This is a genomic window from Endozoicomonas sp. SESOKO4, assembly GCF_024606275.1.
The window spans coordinates 1-1,237 of record NZ_JAHHPS010000213.1 but is presented as its reverse complement, the minus strand read 5'-3'; the positions used below and the strand labels follow the sequence as shown (position 1 = coordinate 1,237).

Sequence of the window (1,237 nt, the reverse complement as noted above, 5' to 3'; positions counted from 1 at the left end):
CTTTACAACCTGAATGACTCATGGGGGCTCACTGAACTGAGTAATGGAGTTCTGTCTTTTAATAAATGCCCAATAGTCATCAGAGGCAGGTGTTTTGTTTTTTGACTTTCAACCTGACGTTGATTACCGCTCCGTATTGGGCTGTTCATGATCGTTTTTCCATTTCGGTAAGAGCAGCGCTGCTAGCACCAATTGTCTCACTTCTTCCGGCATACCATCTTCAGTAATCATATTACTCTGGGCGTGGAACAACTCCCTATTCAACATGTCTTCAGAATCGGGCCTGGTATCATTGTTTCTTGAGGTAGCGCAATTACATGCCCCATTACAATGACAGGCTTTTTGTAATGGTAACTGTAATGGTAGCTCGGCATAAAGTGGCGGAGGCTGGTTGGCTATAACATCATAATTATCAATAATGAGTGTCAGGGTGTAGCCACTAGAGCTAACCAGAATCGCCAGTACCTGAATATTATTGGTGGATAACTTCTTAAGGTGGTATTGCACTTTAGTTCCGGTCAGAAAATTCAATGAAACAAAATGTGATGCTTGCAAGTTTTCACTATCGTCTTCACTGTCTCGTTCTTGCACGTGAACTGTAGCTGGTATAGCTGTATTGATTAAGCCGGGCATTATCAATTCCAACATATGATTGGTCGTTGGATTTAGATGCTCTACTATCCATTTTTTTGTTTCTGGATTATTCAGGAAAAGGTCAAATATATGGGTATTATCGTCTATAGCTTCTGTGGTTGACGATGAAAGCGTTTGATAATTATTGATCACAGCGGTATGAGATATAGAGCGGCTATCAATAGTGACATGTTCTGGCAAATTGTCTGGTGTTGCTGCTGACAGTGCTCTTACTTTTTCTTCCAGGTTTAGCAAGTTTTGATAAACGGTCTCGTAACCCGTATAACAAAGAAGGCAGCAAAAACAGTCTAAAAACTGAGTAACAATGGAGTCCCTTGTTGCAGTTTGACCTCTTAATGTGTAACGAGTATGGAAGGTATGTTGAAGGTTATGAAGGCTGTTTCCTAATAGGCCATGAAAAAATGCTGGCACAGTATGAGCCGAATTATGCTGATCAAATTCTATATTAGTGGAAGAAGCCAAGTCATAACTGACAAGATAATCACAGGAATTATCACTAAAACATTTAGCAGGGTCATCGAAATAGCATTCTCTTGTGGGATCGCCATGACTAGAGTGAGTGGATGATGTGGCTGTACCACTG

Annotated in this window: 1 protein-coding gene; it reads right to left on the bottom strand. The window is 40.8% G+C overall.

What is annotated here, in order from left to right; genetic code table 11:
- Window positions 1-123: 123 nt before the first annotated feature.
- Window positions 124-1,237 (bottom strand): hypothetical protein (locus tag KDK16_RS04170; protein ID WP_257274798.1); only part of this gene is annotated, 1,114 nt, incomplete at its 5' end.